At 66.9% G+C, this 17201-nt stretch carries 15 protein-coding genes; 2 read left to right on the forward strand and 13 right to left on the reverse strand.

The window, feature by feature from the left end:
* Window positions 1–153: 153 nt before the first annotated feature.
* The 7 genes from thyX to ACTXG5_RS23455 all read right to left on the reverse strand — a co-directional run bounded on the left by thyX (window position 154) and on the right by ACTXG5_RS23455 (window position 6773).
* Window positions 154–909, reverse strand: a complete 756-nt coding sequence (gene thyX / locus ACTXG5_RS23425) for an FAD-dependent thymidylate synthase (protein WP_445161061.1) — start codon at window positions 907–909, stop codon at window positions 154–156.
* 63 nt (window positions 910–972) lie between these two features.
* Window positions 973–2025, reverse strand: coding sequence for a restriction endonuclease subunit S (locus ACTXG5_RS23430; protein WP_445161062.1), 1053 nt, complete (start codon window positions 2023–2025; stop codon window positions 973–975).
* A complete protein-coding gene (locus ACTXG5_RS23435; RefSeq protein WP_445161063.1) occupies window positions 2022–3419 on the reverse strand; it encodes a class I SAM-dependent DNA methyltransferase in 1398 nt (465 codons plus the stop codon). Before ACTXG5_RS23435 ends, ACTXG5_RS23430 begins: the two co-directional genes overlap by 4 nt.
* Window positions 3419–4645, reverse strand: a complete 1227-nt coding sequence (locus ACTXG5_RS23440) for a winged helix-turn-helix domain-containing protein (protein ID WP_445161064.1) — start codon at window positions 4643–4645, stop codon at window positions 3419–3421. Before ACTXG5_RS23440 ends, ACTXG5_RS23435 begins: the two co-directional genes overlap by 1 nt.
* Before the next feature lie 42 nt (window positions 4646–4687).
* Entirely contained in the window at window positions 4688–5389 is a 702-nt protein-coding gene (locus tag ACTXG5_RS23445; RefSeq protein WP_445161065.1) for a cell division protein DivIVA, read from the reverse strand.
* Window positions 5390–5490: 101 nt separating this feature from the next.
* A complete protein-coding gene (locus tag ACTXG5_RS23450; RefSeq protein WP_445161066.1) occupies window positions 5491–5976 on the reverse strand; it encodes a dihydrofolate reductase in 486 nt (161 codons plus the stop codon).
* Window positions 5973–6773, reverse strand: a complete 801-nt coding sequence (locus tag ACTXG5_RS23455) for a thymidylate synthase (RefSeq protein WP_445161067.1) — start codon at window positions 6771–6773, stop codon at window positions 5973–5975. The genes ACTXG5_RS23450 and ACTXG5_RS23455 overlap by 4 nt, the downstream gene beginning before the upstream one ends.
* 98 nt (window positions 6774–6871) lie before the next feature.
* On the opposite strand from ACTXG5_RS23455, the gene ACTXG5_RS23460 reads away from it, so the two are divergent.
* Window positions 6872–7621 (forward strand): dienelactone hydrolase family protein, encoded by a 750-nt coding sequence (locus tag ACTXG5_RS23460; protein ID WP_445161068.1) that lies wholly within the window; start codon window positions 6872–6874, stop codon window positions 7619–7621.
* Here the strand turns inward: ACTXG5_RS23460 and ACTXG5_RS23465 are convergent.
* The 4 genes from ACTXG5_RS23465 to ACTXG5_RS23480 are packed head-to-tail and all read right to left on the reverse strand — an operon-like array spanning window position 7618 to window position 11928.
* The gene (locus ACTXG5_RS23465) at window positions 7618–8847 is read right to left on the reverse strand and encodes a glycosyltransferase (RefSeq protein ID WP_445161069.1); all 1230 of its coding nucleotides are present in this window, start codon (window positions 8845–8847) and stop codon (window positions 7618–7620) included. The two genes, ACTXG5_RS23460 and ACTXG5_RS23465, sit on opposite strands and share 4 nt — an antisense overlap.
* A 5-nt stretch (window positions 8848–8852) precedes the next feature.
* On the reverse strand, window positions 8853–9959 hold the full coding sequence (locus ACTXG5_RS23470; protein ID WP_445161070.1) for an acyl-CoA dehydrogenase family protein: 1107 nt from the start codon (window positions 9957–9959) through the stop codon (window positions 8853–8855).
* On the reverse strand, window positions 9956–11149 hold the full coding sequence (locus ACTXG5_RS23475) for an acyl-CoA dehydrogenase family protein (RefSeq protein WP_445161071.1): 1194 nt from the start codon (window positions 11147–11149) through the stop codon (window positions 9956–9958). Before ACTXG5_RS23475 ends, ACTXG5_RS23470 begins: the two co-directional genes overlap by 4 nt.
* Window positions 11146–11928 (reverse strand): SDR family oxidoreductase, encoded by a 783-nt coding sequence (locus ACTXG5_RS23480; protein WP_445161072.1) that lies wholly within the window; start codon window positions 11926–11928, stop codon window positions 11146–11148. The genes ACTXG5_RS23475 and ACTXG5_RS23480 overlap by 4 nt, the downstream gene beginning before the upstream one ends.
* Before the next feature lie 135 nt (window positions 11929–12063).
* On the opposite strand from ACTXG5_RS23480, the gene ACTXG5_RS23485 reads away from it, so the two are divergent.
* Window positions 12064–12393 carry a PE-PGRS family protein gene (locus tag ACTXG5_RS23485; protein ID WP_445161073.1) on the forward strand — a complete coding sequence of 110 codons (330 nt, stop codon included), beginning with the start codon at window positions 12064–12066 and terminating at the stop codon, window positions 12391–12393.
* 21 nt (window positions 12394–12414) lie between these two features.
* Here ACTXG5_RS23485 and ACTXG5_RS23490 read toward each other — a convergent pair whose 3' ends face one another.
* Both ACTXG5_RS23490 and ACTXG5_RS23495 read right to left on the reverse strand, forming a co-directional pair.
* Window positions 12415–15642, reverse strand: a complete 3228-nt coding sequence (locus tag ACTXG5_RS23490) for a carboxyl transferase domain-containing protein (RefSeq protein ID WP_445161074.1) — start codon at window positions 15640–15642, stop codon at window positions 12415–12417.
* The gene (locus ACTXG5_RS23495; RefSeq protein ID WP_445164559.1) at window positions 15639–17162 is read right to left on the reverse strand and encodes a class I adenylate-forming enzyme family protein; all 1524 of its coding nucleotides are present in this window, start codon (window positions 17160–17162) and stop codon (window positions 15639–15641) included. The genes ACTXG5_RS23490 and ACTXG5_RS23495 overlap by 4 nt, the downstream gene beginning before the upstream one ends.
* Between the last annotated feature and the right edge of the window lie 39 nt (window positions 17163–17201).

Here is a 17201-nt window from a genome sequence, read left to right on the forward strand (position 1 = left end):
TGCCAAGCGGATTTCGCAGCCGCGCGGGTCCGGGCCGCGGGGCACGAGCACTCGATTGTGCGCTCAGGGTTTCGACTGTGCGCTCATGGTTGAGATTCGGTGAAATCTGCGCCCTCCACGCACGCTGGAAGCCCAGACCGCACCCTCGAAGATTCAGGCTTCGGTGGCTAACGGGCTGGTCGCGACCTCGGTCCCGTCGGCAAGGCTGGAGATCTCGAAATCGGCGAATATCGCCGGTGCCACCTCGATGAGCCGGCGCAGACATTCGATGGCCAGCCGCCGGATTTCCACGTCGGCATGCTCGCTGGCGCGCATCGCGATGAAGTGCCGCCAGGCCCGGTAGTTCCCGGTCACGACGATGCGGGTTTCGGTGGCGTTCGGCAGCACAGCCCGGGCGGCCTGCCGCGCTTGCTTGCGCCGCAGCACCGCGTTGGGCTGACTCGCCGCGAACTTGGCTTCGAGCTTGGCCAGCAGTTCGGTGTAGGTGGCACGGCCGGCGTCGGCGGCCGCGGCCAGAATCTGCCGCAGTTCGGGGTCGTCCTCTATGCCCGGCGGCACGACGATCTGCGAGTCGGCCTCCGGCACGTAGCGCTGCGAGAGCTGCGAGTAGGAGAAATGCCGGTGCCGGATCAGCTCATGAGTGCACGACCGCGAGATGCCGGTGATGTAGAACGACACACTGGCGTGCTCGAGCACCGAAAAATGTCCGACGTCGATGATGTGTTTGATGTAGCCGGCGTTGGTCGCTGTCTTGGGGTTGGGTTTCGACCAGCTCTGGTAGCAGGCCCGGCCGGCGAACTCGACCAGCGCCGGCCCACCGTCGGCATCGGTAGTCCACGGCACGTCCGGCGGCGCCAGGAACTCCGTCTTGGCAATCAGTTGCACGCGCAGCGGCGCGGTCTCGGCCACGGCGATTACCTTAGCCCGACGACGATGCGCGCCGCGGAGCGGCGGGATGAGGAGCCGGGCAATCTAACCCAGCTGGACGTTGCCCGACATCAGCAACGGCAGCAGGGCATCACGGAAACCCGACAGCCGCAGGGATTCGCTGCGCCGCGCATGACACAGCACACCCAGGCTGGTGATCGTCTGTGTCGCCTCGGCGCTCAGACGCCGGACGTCTCGCACCGCAACATCCATCAGGTCACCCGGCGCAATCCGTTGGTGGCTGCCGGAAGTTCCGGCAACCTGCTGCTGCAGGAGCTGCGCGATGTCGCGTTGTCTTAATGCCGACCACAGCACCGAGGTGTCGACACCAATCGGGCTCAGCACGACGAATTCCGGACTAGCCACTGCCATTTCGGAAGGAAGTTGCATCACATTCCAGATGCGCGGAATCCGGGGATTCAGCTTGGCGAACAACACGCATGGTGCGGACAGCAAGAACTTGCCGCTTTTGACGGTTGCCCGGTCGACAAGCTGCGGCATGGCGCCGTCATCGAACGCCGGAAGACTGAAAAGCGCGACCACGTCGTCGAATTCTTTCGGTCCGCGAGCCACCGTCGACCGTTTCGCCAGGCTGGACAGTGGCACGTACTCGGAGACCGACTCGGCGATGGCGACCATCAGCTTTTCGGCGGCCGCTATCACCCGTGCGTTGGCGGCGACCTTGTCGTCGAAAGCGCCGAGCAGCTGGGCAATCCGCTGCCGCTGACGTCCCGGGACCGTCCAGACCGGAACGTCGCGCAGAATCGCCTGATTCAGCAGGGGCTGCCCCGATCCGGCCCGGTGTTCGTTGAGCCTGCAGGTTTGCAGCGCGTAATACCAATATCGAGTCTCCGCGGGCTCTTTGGCCCGGCACACCAACGCGTTGTCGGTGACCCAAACATCGGAATCGCAATAACGCACGCTGCCGCAATACGATCCAACCCGACCGAGCACGATCAGCGGGCCACTCGCATTGTGTTGCGCCGTGTAGCCGATCGCGCCGTTGGCGCCGTAGACGGGAAACTGCCCCTGCGGCAACCGCACCGGCGAACTGCCTCCGGTGCTGAAGTCGAGATACTCGCCGAGCGTGGACTTCACCGCAATCGCCGCACCTGCTGCCGTACCACGGTCTCCCATCGAGCGGATTCGTCGAGCGCCGTCAGCAGGTCCTTGGTCAGCCGCGCGACCTTCTCGTCGGCTGGCTCCGCGTCATCCTCGGTCGCGGCAGCACCGACATACCGTCCCGGGGTGAGCAGGTAACCCGCGGCCGCGATGTCGTCCAGCGACACGGATTTGCAGAATCCCGGAATATCTTCGTAAACACTGCCTTTGGCGGACGCCGACCTCGAACCGCACCACGCGTGATAGGCGTCGCCAATACGGACGATCTCCTCGTCGGTCAATGCGCGTTCCGCTCGATCGACCAGGTAGCCGAGGGCGCGGGCGTCGATGAACAGCACCTGCCCGGACCGGTGCCCCTTATCCATCGCAAAGAACCACAGACACACCGGGATTCCGGTGCTGCGAAACAGCTGTGCGGGCAAGGCGACCATGCAAGACACCAGATCCGCGTCGACGATCCGCGCGCGAATATCGCCCTCTCCGAGCGCATTCGACGACATCGAACCGTTGGCCATCACGACGCCGGCCTTCCCGCCCGGGGCCAGCTTGGACAGGATGTGCTGAATCCAGGCGTAGTTGGCGTTGCCGGCGGGTGGGACACCGAAGCGCCACCGCGGGTCGTGTTCGTCGCGGGCCCAATCCTTGATGTTGAACGGCGGATTGGCCATCACGTAGTCCATGCAATCGCCGGCGTGCACGTCATCGACGAACGTGTCGCCCCGGGCCAGACCCGTGTTGTCGATACCGTGAATGGCCAGGTTCAGCTTCGCCATTCGCCAGGTCTGCTCGACGCTCTCCTGACCGAAGATCGAGACGTCCTTGGGGTCGCCGTCGTGCTCGGCAACGAAATTCTCGGTCTGCACGAACATCCCACCCGAGCCGCAGCACGGGTCGTACACTCGCCCGCCCGCCGGTTCCAGGACCTCCACGATCAACCGCACGACGCTGGGCGGTGTGAAGAATTCCCCGCCCCGCCTGCCTTCCGCACGAGCGAAATTGCCGAGGAAGTACTCGTACACCTCCCCCATCACGTCGCGCGGACGCCCGTCGTCCCGCAGGTGCAGTCGCGCACTGTCGAGCAGCCGCACCAGCTCACCGAGCCGACGCTGGTCGAGGTTTTCGTACAGCCGCGGCAGCATCCCGGCAAGCGCCGGGTTGGCCGCCATCACGGCGCTCATCGCATCGTCGATGAGCTGACCGATATTGTCGGCTGTTGCATTCTCCGCCAAGAGGTTCCAGTGCGAGGTGGACACGTGCTTCAAGAACACCAGTCCGAGCACCACGTCCTTGTACTGGCCGGCCGACAGGGAGCCGCGCAGCTTTTCGGCCGCCTTCCACAGAGTGGCCTTGAGCTCTTTGGACGGTTCCATCAGCTGACCCGCTTGGCGGCGGTGCGCAGCTCGGTGGCCAAATCACCCCGGCCGGACACGGTAAACCCGGCCAGGCCAAGCCATGTCGCCATCGACTGCAGCTCGCCGGCCAGCGCCGCGGCCGCCCGGGAGCGCGGCGCCTCGGGCTCGCCGAACGCGCCCACAACCCGCAGCGTGTCGGCGGCGCGGTCGGCCTTGAGGTCGACCCGCGCCATCAGCTGTCCGTCCACCAACAGCGGCCAGACGTAATAGCCGTACTGGCGCTTGGCCGCCGGGGTGTAAATCTCGATGCGGTAGTGGAAATTGAACAGCCGTTCCACCCGGGGCCGGAAGAAGATCAACGGGTCGAACGGACACAGCAGCGCGGTGCCGCGATCCACCCGGGGCACCGACCGGCCGGCAGGCAGATACGCGGGCGCCGACCAGCCGTCGACGCTGACCGCCTCGATCTCGCCGGTGGCCACCAGCTCGGCGATCGCCGGTTTGACCTGCTGAGCCGACAGCCGAAAGTAGTCGCGAATGTCGGCCTCGGTGCCCACGCCCAGCGCGGTGGCCGCCCGTACGGTGAGCTCACGGATGGCTTCGGCGTCGTCGACCTCGCGGGCCAGCACGCTCGCCGGCAACACCCGTTCCACCAGGTCGTAGTGGCGGGCGAAACCCACCCGGGTGGCCGTGGTGAGCACCCCGGAGGCAAACAGCGCCTCGGCGACCCACTTGGTGTCGCTGCGGGTCCACCAGGTCCCCTTCTTCCGGCGCGGCGTGGCGGCCAGGTGCGCCTCGATCTGCCCGGCGGTACTCGGCCCGAGTTCGGCGACGGCGGCGACGACGTCCTCGACGAGTTGCGGATTGGCCTTGACGATATGGGTGCCCCACCGGCCGTGCCGGTACTGGCGCATCCGCCAGCGCAACAGGGGCCAGTCGTCGACGGCCATCAGCGCGGCCTCGTGCGCCCAGTACTCGGCCAGCAGCCGCGACGAGCGCGGACCCCAGGCGGCGCGGTCCAGCACGTCGCGGTCGTAGGGGCCCAGGCGGCTGAACACCGGCGCGTAGTGGGCACGCACCGCCACGGAGACCGAATCCAGTTGCAGCACTTGAATTCTCGAGATCAGCCGACGCAGGTGGGCGCGGGTGATCTCGCCGCCGGGCCGCGGCTCGTTAAATCCTTGGGCCGCAACGGCTATCCGCCGGGCCTGCGCGGCGGATAACGTCCGGTTGCCGGTCGACACGGCGCCGAGAATACCGGTCTTTCGGCCGGCCTCAGCGAAGGCTCACCCCGTGCTGACTTTCTCGTCCACGCGCACCCCGGAGTTAGCCTCCTGCGGATTCTCGTGTTCTTGGTAGGCCGACTCGAGAGCGGACGGCACCGATTCCAGGTCGCGGTAGACACCCAACAGCTGTTCCAGCACCTTGATCCGTTGCTGGCTCGCCTCGTCGACCGCCCGCCGGGCCTCTTCACGATCCCGATCAACTCGTTGCTTAGCGTCGGCGAGGAGCTGCTCACGCGCCTGCTGGGCGTCGTCGCGCATGTTGGCCAGCTCGGCCTCGAGTGTTTCCCTGGTTTCGCGGTATTCGGCTTCCATGGCCTTTTGCTGCGAGGCCAGGTCGGCCAACACTTCTTTGTGCTTTCGCTGTTCGCCCTCGATCTCCGCCTCGGCGGCGGTGATCAGCGCCTCGGCCTCGGCGCGCGCCTCGGCCTGCATCTCCGAAATCTCGTCGACCGCGCGCCGCAGCATCTTCGCCATCCGCTGTTGCATCGCGTGCGGCGCGGGCGAGGTGTCGGTGAGTACGGCGACCTCCTTGCGCAGCGCGGCCGCTTCCTCACCGGATTCCTTCAGCCTGCCCCGCAGGCTCTCGACGTCGTTGAGCAGCAAATTCTGCTTGGTGGTCAACATCTCGATATGGGCGTCGACCGCAGCCGAGTTATAACCCATGAACTTGCGAGTGAACGCCATTGTGGGTTCGGTTATCACTGCCAATTTCCCCTCCCTGGAAATGCCGTAAACCCGTCACACGGACCCCACCGTCCACCGTCGAGTATGTCAGGTCAGCCCGTTGGGGCCGGTACGAGCGGTCAGGGCCGACGGTAGCTGTGAAAGCGATACCGCAGCCCGGAGCGGCTGACCTGCCATTCCCCCGTCTCGCCGAGCCATGTCTCGTCGAGCATCGGGGCCAGTGCGTCCTCGTCGTCGAGCACCAGGTCGATCTCGATCTCGGTGACCTCGCAGCGAGTGGCGTGCGGCAGCGCGAGCAGGTAGATCTGGGCACCGCCGATGACCCATGCTTCGGGGTCGGTCAGGGCGGTATCGAGCGAGCCGACCACCTCGGCTCCGTCGGCCGTGAAGTCGGTGTTGCGGCTGAGCACCACATTTCGGCGGCCGGGCAGCGGGCGCACCCTGGCCGGCAACGAGTCCCAGGTCCGCCGGCCCATGACCACGGTGTGGCCCACGGTCACCTGCTTGAAGCGGGCCAGGTCTTCGGGAACGTGCCAGGGGATGTCGCCATTGCGGCCGATGACACCGGATGTGGACTGAGCCCACACCAGACCGACTTCCGTCATACAGCGACGGGGGCTTTGATCGCCGGGTGCGGATCGTAGTTCTTCACCACGACGTCGTCGTAGGTGTAGTCGAAGATCGAATCACGTTGGGCCAGAAAGAGTTCTGGGTATGGCCGGGGATCACGACTAAGCTGGGTGCGCACCTGTTCGACGTGGTTGTCGTAGATGTGGCAGTCGCCGCCGGTCCAGACGAACTCGCCGACGCCCAGGCCGGCCTGGGCCGCCATCATGTGGGTAAGCAGCGCGTAGCTGGCGATGTTGAACGGCACACCAAGGAACAGGTCCGCGCTGCGCTGGTAGAGCTGGCAGCTCAGCCGCCCGTCGGCCACGTAGAACTGGAAGAACGCGTGACACGGCGGCAGTGCCATCTGCGGGATTTCGCCGACGTTCCACGCCGACACAATGTTGCGCCGGGAGTTCGGGTCGGTGCGCAGTAACTCCAGCGCGGCGCTGATCTGGTCGATGTGTTCACCCGACGGGGTCGGCCAGGACCGCCACTGAACGCCGTAGATTGGGCCGAGATCGCCTGTGTCGCTGGCCCATTCGTCCCAGATCGTGACGCCGTGCTCGTGTAGCCAGCCGACGTTGGAGTCGCCGCGCAAAAACCACAGCAACTCGTAGACCACCGATTTGAGATGGACCTTCTTGGTGGTCAGCAGCGGGAAGCCGGCCGACAGGTCGTAGCGCAACTGCTGGCCGAACAGGCTGCGGGTTCCGGTCCCGGTGCGATCCGATTTGGCCGAACCCGTCTCGAGGACCACACGTAGTAAGTCCTCGTAGGGGGTTGCGATCGGCACGCGGTCAGCTTAGCGGCGATCGCAAGCGCGGCGAAGCCGGGCGCGGCGGGTCGACGCCGAAAAATCTAGCGGCGATCGCGAGGAGTAGAACGAATGCCATGCCGAACATCACCGACACCATCACCACCGCCGACGGGACGTGCACCGTCCATCTGTTCACCCCGGGAGGTCCGGACACTCAAGTGCCCCACCCCGGCGTGGTCATGTTTCCCGATGCCGGCGGAACGCGCGAAACCTTCCAGCAAATGGCGGCCAAGCTGGCTGGATTCGGCTACACGGTGCTGTTGCCGGACGTGTACTACCGCAGCGGCGACTGGGCCCCGTTCAACATGGCCGACGTGTTCGGCGACGAAAAGGAACGTAAACGCCTGTTCTCGATGATCGGCAGCCTGACACCGGACAAAATCGCCAGCGACGCGACGGCGTTCTTCGACTACCTGGCCGCGCGCCCCGAGGTGGCTGGCGACCGTTTCGGCGTGTGCGGCTACTGCATGGGTGGGCGAATCTCGCTGCTGGTGGCCGGGCATCTTCCAGAGCGGGTCGCCGCCGCGGCGTCCTTCCACGGTGGCGGCCTGGTGACCGACACCGCGGACAGCCCGCACCTGCTGGCCGACCGGATGACCGCCGCGGTGTACGTGGGCGGCGCCGAGAACGACGCGTCCTTCACGGCCGACCACGCCGAGCAGCTCGACAAGGCGCTGACGGCCGCCGGTGTGCGGCACACCATCGAGTGGTACCAGGCAGCCCACGGCTTCGCGGTCCCGGACAACGCGCCCTATGACGCGGCCGCCGCCGAGCGGCATTGGGAAGCGATGACAGAGGTATTCGGTTCGGCGCTGCCCCGCTAACGCTTTTTGCGACTCACCGCGTCGACCAACAACTGGGCGGCCACCGCCGCGCCGTCGGCGCGCATCGTGGCCGCCACCGCGCTCGCCCGGGCGCGGGTCTCGTCGGTCAGGGTCGCCTCGAGCGCGGCGGGCAGGGAACCCGGGGGCGGAGTAGGACCGTCGCACGCGGTGCCGATGCCCAGTTCGACGACGCGGCAGGCCCAGTACACCTGGTCGGCCCCCTGCGGCACCACAAGCTGAGGCGCGCCGGCGCGGGCGGCCGTCGTCGTCGTGCCCGCCCCGCCGTGATGCACCACGGCAGCTACCCGCCCGAACAGCGCTTGCTGGTTGACCTCACCGACGCCCATGCAGTCGTCGCCGTCATCGCTGAGCGCCAGCTCGGCCCAGCCATGCGAAAGCAGCACGCGCCGGCCCTGGGCGCGGATCGCCTCGATCGCCATCGGCACGACCTCCTTGGCGCCCCACAGCGGCATGCTGCCGAAGCCCAGGTACACCGGCGGCGTGCCGGCATCCAGGAACTCCTCCAGCTCGGCCGGCAGCGGGCGTTCGTCGGGCACCAGCCACGCGCCGGTTTGCACGACGTGGAGGTCCGCCAGCTGCTGCCACGGGCTCAGGGTCGGGTCGGATGCCAGCCACGGGCGATCGGTGTAGGCGTACGCACGCACGTTGTCCACCGGCGGTAGGCCGATCGCCGCCCGGTGGCTGTTGAGCGTCGGGCCGAACAACGCATTGGCGGTGCGGGCGTTGTGGTCCCACATCATCCGGTTATCGATTTCGCTGGTCCCCACCCCGCGGCCCACATACTCCGGCGGCGGGTGATAGGGCGACGGCAAGTGGGTCGGGTGGTAGCTGGCGTACACGTAGTGGATGCCGAGTTTGTCGGCCACCGATCGTGCGCCGGCAGACGTCCACACCAGGGCGGTCGACACCAGCGCGTCGCATCCCTGCGCGGCGGCGGCGACGATGTCGAACTGCGCGGCGAGCAACCCGAGCACGTGCCCGCGCAGCTGCTCTTCTGACGAGTGCGCACCCCCGGTGATCACCTCGCGCACCGGCGGACCGAATCCCACCAACGGAACACCGAAACCGGCGGCCCGCTCTGCGAATTCGTCGTCCGGCGGCGCGCACACCAGCACCTCGGCGCCGAGTGCGCGCAGCTGCACCGCGAGTCCCAGCAGCGGTTCGACGCCGCCGCGCGAATCGTATGTCGACAGCAACACCCGCATGGTGATCAGCCGACCGGCAGATTCACCAGGTCGGCCAGCCGGGCTCGATGACGATAGGCGGTGCCGAAGGCCAGTTGATCGCTCTTGGCTCGCTTGAGGTACAGGTGGGCCGGATACTCCCAGGTCATGCCGATGCCGCCGTGTAGCTGCACGCACTCCTCGGCGGCATGCACCGCGATGCCGCTGCAGTAGGCCTGCGCGACGGCCGCGGCGATGCTCGCGTCTGGATCTTCCCGAGCGCACGTATCCGCCGCGTAGCGTGCCGCCGCTGTCGCCGAACCGACCTCAAACCACAGATCCGCCAACCGATGCTTGATCGCCTGATAGGAGCCGATCGCGCGGCCGAACTGCTTGCGCTGCTTGGCATAGGCCAGCGTGGTCTCGAAACACCACTGCGCCACCCCGAGCTGCTCGGATGCCAGCAACGCCGCACCCGTGTCCAGCGCGGCGGCCACGGCGGCCTGCGCGTTGGGGCCCGTACCGACCGCGGTTGACGATGCGGCTGAAAAATGCACATTCGCAAGGGGTCTCGTCATATCCAAGGCCAGCAGCGGTGCCACTTCCACACCCGGCGCGCTTCGCGAGACGGTGTGCAATTCGAGTCCGTCCTTCCCGGCGACCGGTACCACCAGCACATCGGCGTCGCCGGCGCCGGCGACGCTGCTGACCGTTCCGGTCAGGCCGTCGGCACCGATACCCACCCCGACGATCGAATCGCCGGGCGCGGTGGACAGCGGCACCACCAACGCGGCGGTGAGCTCGCCTTGTGCCAGCGCAGACAAGGTGTCGGTCTCGCCGGCACGCAATAGCGCAACCGTGGCGAGCACCGCGCTGGACAAGAACGGCACCGGCGCGACGGCGCGGCCGATCTCCTCCATCACGACCGCAGCCTCGCGGGCACTTGCCCCGGCACCGCCAAGCGATTCCGGCACCAGCAGACCCGCCACGCCCAGCTCGCCGGCCAGCCGCCGCCACACGTCGGAAAAGTCTTGCGGCGCCGGATCATAGGCCCGGGTCACCACCTCGGGTGAACATCGCTCGGCGAACAGGTGGCGAACGCTGTCGCGCAACGCCTCTTCGGTGTCGGAATAGAGCAAGTCCCCGATGCTCATCGGGCCAGGTCCTTCCAGGCAACATCCTTGTCGACGCGGTGTTCGCCCGGCAGTCCGAGAATCCGCTCGGAAATGGTGTTGCGCAGGATTTCCGACGTGCCGCCCTCGATCGAGTTGCCACGTGCCCGCAGGTAGCGGTACCCGGGTTCGCGTCCGACCAAGTCGACGACTTCCGTTCTGCGCATGGTCCAGTCGTCGTACTGCAGGCCGGACTCGGCGTGCAGTTCGATGTCGAAACCCGAGATGGCTTGCGCCAGCTTGGCGAAGGCCACCTTCATGCCGGCGCCTTCCGGTCCGGGCTGACCCGCGACCGCCTGCTGTCCCAGCCGTACCCCGGCCAGCCGAAGGACTTCCGCCTCGACCCACAGCCGCATCAGCTCGTCGTGCATCGCGCCATTGCGCAGCTCAGGTTCGCCCCGCCAGGCCCGGGCGACCTTCCCGATGATCCCGCCCTCCCGCGGAACGCCGGAGCCGGCACCGATCGCGACCCGTTCGTTGTTGAGCGTGGTGGTCGCGACGCGCCAGCCGCCACCCACCGGGCCGAGCCTATTGGCGTCCGGCACTCGGACATCGGTGAGGAACACCTCGTTGAACTCCGCCTCACCGGTGATCTGACGCAGCGGCCGGACATCCACACCCGGTTGCGTCATGTCGCACAGGAAGTAGGTCAAACCCGCATGCTTGGGCACGGTCGGGTCGGTGCGCGCAACCAGGATGGCCATCTGGGCGTGTTGCGCCATCGACGTCCACACCTTCTGCCCGTTGACAATCCAATCGTCGCCGTCGGGGACAGCGCGCGTGGCGACCCCGGCCAAGTCCGACCCCGCCCCCGGTTCGCTGAACAACTGGCAGTAGACCTGCTCGCCGGTGAACAACGGGCGCAAGAACTTTCGCTTCTGCTCGTCGGTGCCGAAGGCCGCGATGGTCGGGGCCGCCATGCCCATCCCGATGAAGTTCTTGACGGTGCCGCCCACCGGCGCGCCCGCGGCGGCAAGCGGCGCGTTCACCAGTTCCTGCGCTTTACGCGGCAGGTCCAGACCGCCGAAACCCTGCGGCAGGTGCACCCAGGCCAGCCCGGCATCGAATTGCGCGCCAAGAAAATCGCGCGGGTCCGTGGTCTCCGGGTCGTGCTTGTCCAGTAGCGCCTGCACCCGCGCGTTGACGTCGGCCGAGAAGTCTTGCGTGCTCACGGGTTGCCCTCGGGCCGCATCTGGTAACCCTGCGCGGCGCCTAGCAGGAGTCCGCCGTCGATGACCATCGTCTCACCGGTGATCCAGCTTGCCGCGTCGGAAACCAGGAAGGCCACCGCATTCGCCACATCGGTTGGCTCACCGATGCGCCCGAGCGCGATCGACGACCCGAGTGGATCTTCGTGGTCCTTCCACAGCGCCTCGGCCAATCTGGTCCGAACCACCCCCGGGGCGATGGCATTGACCCGGATGCGCGGTGAGAGTTCGAGGGCCAGTTGCTTGGTGACGTGGATCAGCGACGCCTTGGTGGCGTTGTACAGCCCCATCCCCGCGGACTGGTGCAGGCCGCCGATGGAGGCGGTATTGACGATCGCGCCACCGTGCTCACCCATCCATGCCTTGACAACCAGGGAAGTCCACAACAACGGAGCCCACAGATTGACGTCGAAGATCTTGGCGAACCGCGCGTGATCCTGCTCGATCAGCGGGCCGAATGCGGGATTGGTGCCCGCGTTGTTGATCAAAATGTCGACGCTGCCGAACCGTTCCACAGTGAGCTCCACGCAGCTGCGCGCCGCGTCCTCGTCGACCGCGTGCGCGCCCACGCCCAAGGCGTGTTCACCGACTTGCGCCGCGGCCGCCTCCGCCGCCTCCTGTTTGCGGGCGGTGAGTACGACATTGGCGCCGGCGGCCGCCAGCTGTTGCGCGATCGCCAATCCGATTCCGCGGGAAGCCCCGGTGATAATCGCCGTACGGCCGGTCAGATCCAGTGAGGTCATCTTGGTACGCCTTTTGTTGTGTAACGGGCCCGACTTCGCCAGCGGAGAGCGTCGATTGCAAACAATCTTTCGGGAGAGGTTTTGTACGCGCGCGTGCGTGGGTATGCGAGTCGCATGTTAGCGAAATTAACCTTCATGAAACCACTGATGGTCGGCGGAGCCGTTGCTGCGGCTATCGCCGCTGCCCCGTTGGCCGGTGCGGATAGTTTTGCGACCGGCTTGGCAATGACCGGCCCGACGCCCACCCACGTTGTCTTCAAGGACGACCCGGGTGGCGGGGGCTGCGACCCTAGCGGCAACTGTGGCTCCGGCGGCCAAAACAGCGGTCCGGGTGGCGGTCCGGGCGGTACCGGCTGTATCCCCGGCGTCGGCTGCGGCTCCGGTGGCCAGAACGCCGGCCCGGGTGGCATTCCGGGCGGTACCGGCTGTCTGCCGGGCGTTGGCTGCGGTTCCGGCCACGCCTGATCCCCCTTTCAACACGACCCTTCAGACTCCCGGCAACCTGGTGATCCAGGCCCGGGAGTCTGAGGGGTCGATTACGTCGTCGAGTTCGAACGTCGTGGCGGCCCGAAGAGCTTTGCCGTGTTGGTAGGCCGCCGCCACCAGCCGATCGAATAACTGCTCACGTTCTGCGGGATCGGCTGCGGCCGCCAGCTCCTTGCTGAAACCGAGCCGCACCGCGCCTTCCAGCCCCATGCCGCCGATCTCCCCCGTCGGCCAGGCCACGGTGAATTGCGGGGCGTGGAAGGAACCGCCGGCCATGGCCATCGCCCCCAACCCATAACCCTTGCGCAAGATGATCATCCCGAGCGGGACCGTCAACCGCGCGCCGAGCACGAACATCCGACCGAACCGGCGGACCGCGGCCTGCTTCTCCGCGTCCGGCCCGACCATGAATCCCGGCGTGTCGCATAACGAAATTACCGGCAGCCGAAACGATTGGCACAGCGTGAGAAAGTCACCGGCCTTGTCGGCGGCCTCGGCGTCGATCGCGCCACCGAGATGGTGACTACTGTTGGCTAACAGTCCATATGCCGTGCCCTGCACGCGGACGAGTGCGGTGACGATGCCGACGCCATAGTCGGGGCGCAGCTCGAGAACGGAGCCGACATCAACAATCGACTCGATCGCCCGGCGCACATCGTAGGCACGTAACCGGTTCTCCGGCACGACATGTCGGGCCAGCCGTGGATCGGGTGCTTCCCAATCGCCGATGCTGCCCTGAAAATACGACAGATACTGCTTCGCCAGGGACACCGCGTGCGCCTCGTCACGCGCGACCAGGCTCACCACCCCGTTGTGCCGCTGCACGTCGATCGGCCCGATCGCCTCGGGTGGGTACACCCCGAGCCCGCCGCCCTCGATCATTGCCGGCCCACCCATTCCGATGTTGGCATCCGGGGTCGCGATGATCACATCGCACACCCCGGCCAGCGCGGCGTTGCCGGCGAAGCACCGCCCGGAGACGATCGACACCAACGGCACCCGGCCACGCAGCCCGGCCAGTACCCGGAAGGTTGGCACGTCCAGCCCGGCCGCTCCGCCAACGTCGGTGTCGCCGGGCCGTCCACCACCACCCTCGGCAAACAGCACCACCGGCAGGCGTTTTCGGGCGGCCAACTCGAAGACACGGTCCGTCTTGGCGTGGTTGCGCATGCCCTGGGTCCCGGCGAGCACGGTGTAGTCGTAGGACACCACCACCGCCTCGGCCGCCGCCCGCCCAAATCGGTCGGCGCCGATGGTCGCCAGGCCGGCGACCAAGCCGTCGGCCGGGGTGTTGGCGATGAGATCGGCTTCCGAACGCCGGCTGCGTTGTGCGGCAATCGCCAGCGCGCCGTACTCGACGAAGCTGCCGGCATCGGTCAGGTCGGCGATGTTCTCGCGGGCGGTGCGGCGGCCCCGCTTGTGCCGCTTGGCCACTGCTGCTTCGCGGCCCTCGTCGAGAGTGAGCAGGTGGCGCTGCCGAACTTCGTCGAGGTCCACCCGGGATCGGTCGAGATCGATCGCAGCGATCGCGGACTCGCCGTCGCCGCTGGCCCCCGTGCGCGTGAAGACAACGAGTGGATCACCGGTTCCGACGACCTGACCGGGTGCCACGAGATTCCGGACAGTTCGCAGCGCATCCGGCGCTGTGAGCACATGCTGCATTTTCATCGCTTCGAGCACGACCAGTTGATCGCCGGGCCCAAGCTCGGTGCCCTCGGGCGCCACCTCGACCACGGTGCCGGCCAGCTGGGCACGTAGCGCTTCCTCACCTGGATACAGCTCGACGGATGCCACTCGCATGTCGTGTTCGTGGGTCAGCGCCGCAGCCGCCAGCTCCGGAAGCTTGGCATCGAGGAAGCCCGTCGTCACCATACCCGTCTGAATTTCGCTGTCGGACAACAGCTCTTGCAGGAGATTGATATTCGTCCGGACGCCCTCGACACCGAATTCGGCCAGCGCGGTTCGCGACTTGCGCAGCGCCGCCGAGAACGACGATCCGCGGACGTGGGTGATGACCTTGGCCAGCAGCGAGTCGTATCGCGCGCTCAAGGCCAGCCCGGTCCGGCCGTAGGTGTCGACGCGCACTCCGGGACCGCCCGGCGGCGAGAACACCGTCAAGGTGCCGGCCGCGGGAATGACGGTCCCGTCCGCGGCCAGGGTTTCCATGTTGACCCGCGCCTGTATCGCGATACCGCGCCGAGCGGCGGGCTCGCCGATGACCTCGTCGCCGTCGGAGGCGATTCCGGACGGCAGCCCCAGCTGGTAATACGACGCGCCGGCGGCGATGGCGAGTTGAGCGGCCACCAGGTCCACCCCGGTGGTCTCCTCCGTGATCGTATGTTCGACCTGAATGCGGGGGTTGACCTCGAGGAAGACGAACTTCTCACCGGCGACCAGGAATTCGACCGTGGCCAGCCCGCGCAGGCCGACTCTGCCGCACAAGCGGGCCGCCGCCAAATGCAGTTCGCGACGCAGCGAATCCGAAAGCCCTTGCGCCGGAGCTATTTCGACAAGCTTCTGATAGCGGCGCTGGATGCTGCAGTCACGGTCGCCAAGAGCGAGCGCATGCGTTCGGGGCCCGGCCGGCGCGGCGACGATCTGCACCTCGATATGCCGGGAGTCGTCGAGAAGCGCCTCGGCGAACAGCGCCGGATTGCCGAATCCCAGTTGTGCCTCCGCGGCGCACTGGCGGTAGGCGTTGTCGATCTGATCGGCGCTGTCCACTCTCCGCATGCCGCGGCCGCCCCCGCCCGCCAACGCCTTGATCATCACCGCTCCGCCTTGGGTGGCGAAGAATGCGCGGACGTCCTCGACGCTGCTCGGCCCAACGGTGGCGGGCAGCACCGGCACGCCGGCGGCGATCGCGGCGGCGCGCGCCGAGCTTTTATTTCCGATCGTGTCGAGCACGTCGGCGTCCGGCCCCACGAACGTGTACCCGGCGACGGCGCATGCGCGTGCGAAATCGGCGTTCTCGGACAGAAAGCCGTAGCCCGGATGAATCAGTTCGGCGCCGGCTTGTTTGGCTGCCGCCAGCATCGCCGGCTGGTCCAGGTAGGCGTCGGGACCGGCGCCCGGCAGACCGATTGCTTCGTCGGCCGCGTGCACGTGCGGGCTCTCGGCGTCGTCCTCGGCATAGACCGCGACCGTTTGCATATCCATTTCGGTTGCGGTGCGGATGATTCGGAGCGCGATCTCGCCGCGGTTGGCGATCAGCAGCGTCGCGCTCATCGGAGTGGGTCACCCCACTGGACTTCGTCGCGGAGCCTGGCTTTGAGCAGCTTGCCGCCGGCGTTGCGCGGCAGCGCTTCTGTCACCACCGTGACGTATTGCGGAACTTTGTAGTCGGCGAGCTGCCCCCGGCAGTGCTCGAGTACGGCCGACACGTCGATCTGCGCTTCGCCACCGAACAGCACGGCGCCGACCTTTTCTCCCATGACCTCGTCGGCGACGGCCAGCACGCAGGCATCCGCGACATGGGGCGCCGCCAAGAGCGCCGCCTCGACCTCAACGCTGGACACGTTCTCACCGCCGCGATTGATGATGTCTTTGAGCCGGTCGACGATGTACACCCGGCCCGCGTCGTCGACCCGAACCACGTCGCCGGTGTGCAACCAGCCGTCCACGATCGTGGCCTCGCTGGCTTGCGGCCGGTTCCAGTATCCCGCAGTAAGATTGGCTCCGCGTGCGACCAACTCGCCGACCGCGGGATCGTCGCCGCTGGGGATTACGCCGAGATCCACCGAAGGGGCCGCGTACCCCACCGAGTCGGCGTGTTCGACCGCATCCCGGTCGGGTAACACGGTCATCAGCGAGGCGGACTCGGTCATCCCGTAGCCGTTGAACACCGTGGCCTGCGGAAAGGCGTTCTTCACCGATCGCACCAACGACGGCGCGATGGGCGCGCCGCCGTAACCCACCCAGCGAACACCAGACACGTCTGTATTGGCGAATTCCTTGTGCCGCAGCAATAATGAGTAGATGGCGGGAACGGTCACCATCATCGAAATGCGTTCGGCGGTCAGTGTGGCGATCAACTCGTCCAGGTTGAGCGCCGGCATGATCACCGATGTTCCCCCGAGACGAATAGCCACTAAAAGCTGTGAGTTGCAACCGGTCACGTGAAACAGCGGCACCGAGATCAAGGTGCGCTGCCCCTCACCGCCGTCCCGTGGAAATCCCACACAACAAATCGCATTCTCGGTGTTGGTGACGAATGCCTCGTGGGTGGTCGGCACCCCCTTGGGGTGCCCCGTAGTCCCCGAGGTGTAGAACAGGGCGGCTGTGTCGGTACGCTCGAGGTCGTCGGCCACGTACGGTTGGCCGTCGGGCAGCGGGGCGTCCGCGGCCAGATCCACCCGCGCACCGGCGTCGGACAGCATGAAATCCACTTCCGGCTGCGCCGAGCGCGTATTGACCGCCACCGCAACGCCGCCGGCCATCACCGTGCCCCAAAATGCCAGTACCCAATTGATTCCCGCGGGGTAGCGCACCGCGACACGGTCACCAGGTTGCAGACCGGTCGCGCGTAACCCACCGGCGACCCGCGCGGCACGGTCCCACAGCTGCCGGTAGGTCAATCGGTCGCCACCGAGTTCGACGACAGCCTCACTGTTCGGGCGATGATCGATTTGCTCGGCAAGCATGTCCAACAGCGTGGCGGGCAACCGATCGTAGTGCGGCACGCCGTTGCCATCTCGAGAGATGCCCGTCGTCGCGAATGGATTGTTCTCGCGTGAAACTTCGATCACTGCACTCGGTTCCGGCACACCCAGTCCTTCGTCAGTACG

It is taken from the genome of Mycobacterium sp. Dal123C01 (genome assembly GCF_052566995.1).

Coding starts and splice junctions, on each gene's coding strand:
- ACTXG5_RS23490 (WP_445161074.1), bottom strand. CDS start 15,642: ATGAGCGCGACGCTGCTGATCGCCAACCGCGGCGAGATCGCGCTCCGA.
- ACTXG5_RS23435 (WP_445161063.1), bottom strand. CDS start 3,419: ATGGAACCGTCCAAAGAGCTCAAGGCCACTCTGTGGAAGGCGGCCGAA.
- ACTXG5_RS23450 (WP_445161066.1), bottom strand. CDS start 5,976: ATGACGGAAGTCGGTCTGGTGTGGGCTCAGTCCACATCCGGTGTCATC.
- ACTXG5_RS23470 (WP_445161070.1), bottom strand. CDS start 9,959: ATGAGCATCGGGGACTTGCTCTATTCCGACACCGAAGAGGCGTTGCGC.
- ACTXG5_RS23465 (WP_445161069.1), bottom strand. CDS start 8,847: ATGCGGGTGTTGCTGTCGACATACGATTCGCGCGGCGGCGTCGAACCG.
- ACTXG5_RS23460 (WP_445161068.1), top strand. CDS start 6,872: ATGCCGAACATCACCGACACCATCACCACCGCCGACGGGACGTGCACC.
- ACTXG5_RS23485 (WP_445161073.1), top strand. CDS start 12,064: ATGAAACCACTGATGGTCGGCGGAGCCGTTGCTGCGGCTATCGCCGCT.
- ACTXG5_RS23480 (WP_445161072.1), bottom strand. CDS start 11,928: ATGACCTCACTGGATCTGACCGGCCGTACGGCGATTATCACCGGGGCT.